Consider the following 6,087-nt stretch of genomic DNA (forward strand, 5'->3'; position numbering starts at 1 on the left):
CATGGGGCCATGCCCTGCAATCGCGTCCTTATCGGCCTCGTCGCCGTGTGCGCCCTCACATTCGCGAGCGCAGCGAACGCCAGCGTTGACCCCGATCAGACCCGGGTGCCATCTCCCGCCGGAGACGGCTGGCAGGTGCTGGGTGCAGGCAATGGCGGGAAGACAGCTACGGCAGCAGCATCCGCATCGCAGGCTGGCGCAACTGCGCCCGCCGCGTTCGGCTCGCTCGCGGCGGGTACAGCATTGAGCGCGTCGACCGACGTGAAGACCATTGTCCTGCCGGGCGCGGGTACGGCGCCGCCGGCCACGCTCTCGTTGTCGATCGCACCGCAGGATTTGAACCTGCGCAACGCGCTCGACCGGTGGTTGCAGACGCAGGGCTGGCAACTCGCCTGGAAGATCGACGATGACCTGCCGGTGGAATTCAACGCGTCGTTCAGTGGCGATTTCGATGGCCTGCTCACACAGGTGATGCGGGCAACCAATCACATGCGTACGCCTGCCCGCGTGTGCGAGCACACCAACAACGTCGTTCGCGTGATCGCACGCGCGGCCAACTGCAAGGACTGACCGATGCGCCATTTCCGTTTCCGCTCCATGGTCGCCGCGGGCGTCGCCCTGTCACTTGCCGGTTGCGCTGTGACGCAGTCCGATGTGAACGACGCATACGATCAGGCCAATGCGACGGCGAGCGCCGCGCTCGACGGCGCGGGCGAGAGCGTGCCGCTTGTTGAGCACGTCGACAGCGCATTCCTTGGTGACCGTCCGGTGCCGCTCGCGTACGTCGCGACGCTGCCTGCGGTATTCCGCGACAAGAAGGTCACGTTCCCGCCCCACCTTGGGATCAAGACCCTGGGCACGCTTGTGTCCAGCGCATCGGGCTATCCCGTGCACATCAGCCCGGATGTCTACATTCCGCGTGATGCGCTGATTCCGCGCGCGAGCGGCGAGACCAAAGGCAACGCGTCCGGGGTTGGTGCGGTTGCGAATCAGGAGCCGGTGTACGAGCAGCCGTGCGAAATGTGCGGCATCGGCCAGTACATGCACGACGTCGCGGAAAACCTGGGCCTTGACTGGGAATTCGACGGTTCGACCATCAACGTCAGTCGCTTCGTCACGCGCACGTACCAGATCGCAGCGATTCCCGGCAAGGTCTCGATCGACTCGACGATGTCGAAGGGCACCGACACGTCGACGGGCAACCAGTCGACTGGCTCGACCGGCGGCACCAACACTGATACGGGCTCCTTCTCCGCTAAGACGTCGACCGGTCGCAAGGGTGACTTCGACCAGATGGACATTATCAAGTCCGAACTGACCGCCCTGAGTTCGCCGATGGGCAAGGTGCTGGTCAATCCGCAGAGCCGCCTCGTCATTGTGTACGACACAAAGGAAGCGGCCGATCGCATGGGCGAGCTGCTCAAGCGCGAGAACGCGGTCTCGACGCGACAGGTGCTGTTGCGCGTGCGCACGATCCAGATGGCGCTCAACCGTGGCAGCGAAGCGGGCGCGAACGCCGATGTCGTCTTCAACAGGATGCAGGGCGGTCTGGCGAAATGGGCCGTGAGCTTCGCTTCGCCCACTTCGCTCGCGTCGGGTGGCGGGACGGTTGGCCTGTCGGTGCTGCAATCAAATGCGTTGTATTGCCAAACGGCGTTCGTCTCGAGGTTGGGCCGGCAGCCGTGGAAGAACTGGAGAGGGTCGTCCAGATGCTCGGGAGGCTGCCGTGTTCCGGTTCGACGAAGGGTTGAAGGTGTATCTGTATCGCGAGCCAGTCGACTTCCGTATCGGCATCAACGGACTGTCGATCCTGGTCGAGCAGTCGATGCGCCTGAATCCGATGGCCTCGGCACTGTTCGTATTCGGCAACCGGCGCCGCGATCGCATCAAGATACTCGGCTGGGGCGGCAACGGATTCTGGTTGCTGCTCAAGCGACTCGAGGCGGATCGCTTCACCTGGCCATCGGGCACCGAGACTATCTCTCTGACGGTCGAGCAATTGCACTGGTTGCTCGACGGCATCGATCTGGCTCTTATCCAGAAGCACCCACGCCGGTTTTACGAACGGATCGGCTGAACGCCCGGCGCATCTGGACGGTCTAACTGGCCATGCCGAACGACATCGTCACACTCAGTGCCGAAGAGTATCAGGCGCTACTCGCCGAGCGCGACGCACTGCGTGGCGAGCTTCGGCTGGCGAAGGCTGAGCGCGACCTGGCAGAGGAGCGCCTACGTGCCTATAAACACGAGTTGTTCGGCGCGTCGAGCGAGGCTCGCGCGACTGATCAACTCGGCCTGTTTAACGAGGCCGAAGCACTCGGTACTGACGCCGCGCCCGCACGTGAGGATGAACCCGCCACGCAGGTTGCCGGGCACACGCGCGGCAAGCGCGGACGCAAACCGCTCGATCCGCATCTGCCGCGCGAGATCGTGCGGCACGAATTGCCCGAGTCGGAGCGCTTCTGCGCGCACGACGGCCATGCGCTGGTTGAGATCGGTGTGGAGACCAGCGAGCAGCTCGACGTGATTCCCGAACAGGTACGCGTCGTCCAGCATCAACGGGTGAAGTACGCGTGTCCCTGCTGTGACCTCGGCATCAAGGTCACGCCAGCACCGGCAAGTACCAGTACGGCATGCCGCTGTATCGCCAGGCAACCCTGCTGCGCCGCTTCGGCGGCGACATCTCGTCGAACACTCTGGCGGCCAGCGTTGTTCGCGTTGGTCTTGCCGCGCAGCCCGTGATCAACCTGATGCGCGATGTGCTGCTCGACTCGGAACTCATCTACGGCGACGAGACAACCTTCCAGGTGTTGAAGGAGCCAGGACGGCGACCGCAATCGAAGAGCTATCTGTGGGCGCAAGTCAACGGCTCGGGACCGCCCGTTAGGATGTTCTCGTACTCGCCGGGGCGTGGCGCCCAGCATGCGCAGCGGCTCTATGCGGGCGTGAAGCCTGGTACCGTGTTGATGACCGACGGCTATGAGCTATACAACGGCATCGCTCGTGATCACCAGCTCGTGCATCTCGGTTGCTGGGCGCACGTGCGTCGCGGATTCATCAAGGCGGAAGAGACCGTGCCGAAGCCCGCGCGCACGCCGGACCTGCTGGCTACACGGTTCGTCGGGCTGATTGGAAAGCTGTTCGCTGTCGTAGACCGTATTAAAAGTGACACCGTTGCGACTATAAATGTGTCACAACGCGGCGGACACCCGGCCCGGTGCCGAAAGATTGGCGCTGAGGCGACCCCAGCAAGCACATCGCCGCTCTCTGCGAACTTCCGATATCGACCCGTATCAGCCATTGCACGTCCAATTCCCAGTGGCCGCTAATGAACGTAATCCCGACGCCAGACTGGTCGATGCAGGCGCCATTGACCGAATGAAGACACACGGATGCCTCATGCCGCGAGACGCTGTTTCAGCCGCGGAGCTGCAAAGTCCAGAAACGCGCGCAACTTCAGCGGTACTTGACGCTGACTGGGATATATCAAGTTGATTGGTGTGATGGGTAGTTCGTAATCGTCCAGCACTGTTACCAAGACCCCGGAATTTAGTTGTTCTACGATCTGATACGACAGAACGCGGGCTATTCCACCACCTTCCTCCGCAGCTACGACCGCACCGTCAATCGAGTTGACCATCATTCGCCAGGCCACGTCGACGACGTGCGAAGCACCATTGCTTTCAAACTCCCAGCTCGTGCCAACAACCAGACCTTCGTATCCCACGCAGTCATGCGACTCCAGATCTGCGGGAGTATTCGGCACTCCTCGACTTGCCAGGTAGGCAGGGCTCGCGCAGAGCACCTGGCGCACTCGCCCGATGTGTACCGCGATCATGCTGCTGTCAGGTAACGCCCCAGTACGCAGCGCTACGTCTACACGCTCTTCAAGCAGATTCACGCTGCGATCGGCCAGCTGCGTTCGCACACGTATCTCCGGATATGCCCGTAAAAATTCAGCGATGATGGGCAGCCCGTGAAGACGTCCCATCACAATGGGGGCGGCGACCACCAACTCCCCCCTTGGAGCGTGATAATCGCCGGTCGTCGTGCGTTCGACCTCTGCGATATCTTCAATAATCCGCCGACATGAAGCGACGTATGCCTCGCCAGCCTCGGTGAGCGTCAGGCCGCGATTGCAACGCAAAACCAGCCGGATTCGCAGGTGCGATTCGAGCTCTGCCACTCGGCGGCTAACAGTCGCGAGCGGTACGCCAAGCTGACGGCTCGCTGCGGAAAAGCTTCCGCCATCTACGGCGGCCAAAAGGATAGTCATCGCTTCAAGTCGGTCCAAGCCTCTCTCCTATGGAAGGGCGCCTCTCAAATTTACCGTCTATTCGATGAATTAAAAAGTAAATACATTTCCTCGCGCACTTTGTCTCTTCCTGAAGGGTTAAAAGCGCACGAGCGTTCGCCCGCACCAATTCTTCCTCCGACATGCGAAGGTGCCCTATGGATTTCAAAACCCTAACAATCCAACGCGACGGTGCCGTGCTGATCGCGAGCATCATGGCGCCGCCGATGAATCTACTTGGCCCGGAACTGGTGCATGACCTCGTTTCATTTATCTCGCAGGCAGAGCACGACGAGACGGTAAGCGTCATCGTTTTCAAGAGCGCAGACCCCGACTTTTTCATTCCTCACGTCGACGTAACGCAGATCAAGGCTTATCGCGACGAGGCCGCGAGGTTGACCGGGGAGGCTTCGATCGCCGTGCTGTTTCGTTATCTCAGCGAGAGCCGCCTGGTGAGCATCGCGCAGGTCGAGGGGCGGGTTCGAGGTGCGGGAAGCGAGTTCGTGATGGGTTGCGATATGTGTTTCGCGGCGAAAGAGTCGGCGATCTTCGCGCAGATGGAGCCAGCCTTTGGAGTGGTTCCGGGAGGTGGTGGCGCTCAGCACCTGGTGAGGTTGATGGGCCGATCGCGCGCACTCGAGGTCATGTTGAGCGCGAATGACTACGACGCAGAGTTGGCAGAGCGCTATGGCTGGATCAATCGCTCCTTGCCGGCCGCCGATCTGGATGAGTTTGTCAGATCGCTCGCGCAGCGGATCGCACAGTTTCCCGGTGGTGGTCATGTAGCCGTGAAGCGGCGAGTCAATGCCCTGGCGCTCGCCCCGATCGAGGATTTTCGCCGTGACTCTGATTTGTTCGGCGAAGGCGTTCGAGAGCCAGCAGCCCAGAAGCGGATTCAAGCCGCAATCAAACGCGGGTTTCAGACCCGGGACGCAGAAATGAATCTCGGGAAGTTGCTCGGCGATCTGAACGACGATTGACTTAGGCGAGGACATATTGAACTACAGCAAAGAAGATATCCGCTTCCCCGTTGACGGGGGAGTCGAACTGGCTGCGTGGCTCTTTGTACCCAAGAATCGCGATGGCCAGCTGCCCGCCATCACCATGGCGCACGGTTATGGTGGGACGCGGTATCACGGCCTGGAGCGAATGGCCACGTTCTTCGCGGAAGCTGGTTTCGCGGTGCTGCTTCATGACCATCGAGGATTCGGCGATAGCGGCGGCGAGCCTCGCCAGGACATTAACCCGTGGCTGCAGATCTCAGACTGGCGAAGAGCGATCTCGTGGCTGCAGGATCGGCCGGAGGTGGACGACACCCGAATCGGACTGTGGGGTACCAGCTATGCCGGCGGTCATGCGATTGTGCTGGGAGCAACCGACAGACGGTTAAAGGCTATCGTCTCACAGGTCCCGACTATCGACGGCCACGCTGCAGGTCTACGTCGCGTCACGCCCCAAGGCGTTGCAGCGCTTGAGGCCCGTTTTGATGCCGACGAGCACGCGCAGCTTCGCGGTGAAGCCCCAACGACTCTTCAACTGGTTAGTGAAGACGCGTCCAAACCTGCCGCATACAGCGCGCCAGACGAGATCAGCTTCTATCTGCAGCCCATTCCTGAGGGTGTATGGGCAAACAGCGTCACACTGCGCTCGAGCCGATGGGCCCGTATGTACTCACCCGGCGAATACGTCGCGCGGGTGTCGCCCACGCCGCTGCTTATGGTGGTTGCCGAGCAAGATCACACGGCGGCCACTGATCTCGCGCTCAAAGCGTTCGAAAACGCACTGGAGCCTAA

6 protein-coding genes and 1 pseudogene are annotated in these 6,087 nt (G+C 61.3%); 5 read left to right on the forward strand and 2 right to left on the reverse strand.

Annotated features, from left to right (window positions below; translation table 11 throughout):
* Window positions 1–9 precede the first annotated feature (9 nt).
* Entirely contained in the window at window positions 10–570 is a 561-nt protein-coding gene (locus BBA01S_RS36150) for a toxin co-regulated pilus biosynthesis Q family protein (protein WP_042298464.1), read from the forward strand.
* A gap of 51 nt (window positions 571–621) precedes the next feature.
* Here the strand turns inward: BBA01S_RS36150 and BBA01S_RS48705 are convergent, their stop codons facing one another.
* Window positions 622–1,629 carry a hypothetical protein gene (locus BBA01S_RS48705; protein WP_167336082.1) on the reverse strand — a complete coding sequence of 336 codons (1,008 nt, stop codon included), beginning with the start codon at window positions 1,627–1,629 and terminating at the stop codon, window positions 622–624.
* 4 nt (window positions 1,630–1,633) lie between these two features.
* On the opposite strand from BBA01S_RS48705, the gene tnpB reads away from it, so the two are divergent.
* Both tnpB and BBA01S_RS47305 read left to right on the forward strand, forming a co-directional pair.
* Window positions 1,634–2,077 (forward strand): IS66 family insertion sequence element accessory protein TnpB, encoded by a 444-nt coding sequence (tnpB, locus tag BBA01S_RS48710; protein WP_156966214.1) that lies wholly within the window; start codon window positions 1,634–1,636, stop codon window positions 2,075–2,077.
* 32 nt (window positions 2,078–2,109) lie between these two features.
* Window positions 2,110–3,158: pseudogene (locus tag BBA01S_RS47305) on the forward strand (IS66 family transposase); the annotation flags it as partial.
* Window positions 3,159–3,397: 239 nt separating this feature from the next.
* Here BBA01S_RS47305 and BBA01S_RS36165 read toward each other — a convergent pair.
* The gene (locus BBA01S_RS36165; protein ID WP_027820687.1) at window positions 3,398–4,294 is read right to left on the reverse strand and encodes a LysR family transcriptional regulator; all 897 of its coding nucleotides are present in this window, start codon (window positions 4,292–4,294) and stop codon (window positions 3,398–3,400) included.
* Between the two features lie 158 nt (window positions 4,295–4,452).
* Here BBA01S_RS36165 and BBA01S_RS36170 point away from each other — a divergent pair, with 158 nt between their 5' ends.
* Together BBA01S_RS36170 and BBA01S_RS46370 are read left to right on the forward strand one after the other, a co-directional pair.
* Window positions 4,453–5,274, forward strand: a complete 822-nt coding sequence (locus tag BBA01S_RS36170; protein ID WP_027820688.1) for an enoyl-CoA hydratase/isomerase family protein — start codon at window positions 4,453–4,455, stop codon at window positions 5,272–5,274.
* Between the two features lie 16 nt (window positions 5,275–5,290).
* A partial coding sequence (locus tag BBA01S_RS46370) for an alpha/beta hydrolase (protein WP_042298470.1) occupies window positions 5,291–6,087 on the forward strand: 797 nt, incomplete at its 3' end.

The sequence above is a fragment of the Paraburkholderia bannensis NBRC 103871 genome, assembly GCF_000685015.1.
GTDB classification, from domain to species: Bacteria; Pseudomonadota; Gammaproteobacteria; order Burkholderiales; family Burkholderiaceae; genus Paraburkholderia; species Paraburkholderia bannensis.

Coding starts and splice junctions, on each gene's coding strand:
- BBA01S_RS36150 (WP_042298464.1), top strand. CDS start 10: ATGCCCTGCAATCGCGTCCTTATCGGCCTCGTCGCCGTGTGCGCCCTC.
- tnpB (WP_156966214.1), top strand. CDS start 1,634: ATGCGTTGTATTGCCAAACGGCGTTCGTCTCGAGGTTGGGCCGGCAGC.
- BBA01S_RS36170 (WP_027820688.1), top strand. CDS start 4,453: ATGGATTTCAAAACCCTAACAATCCAACGCGACGGTGCCGTGCTGATC.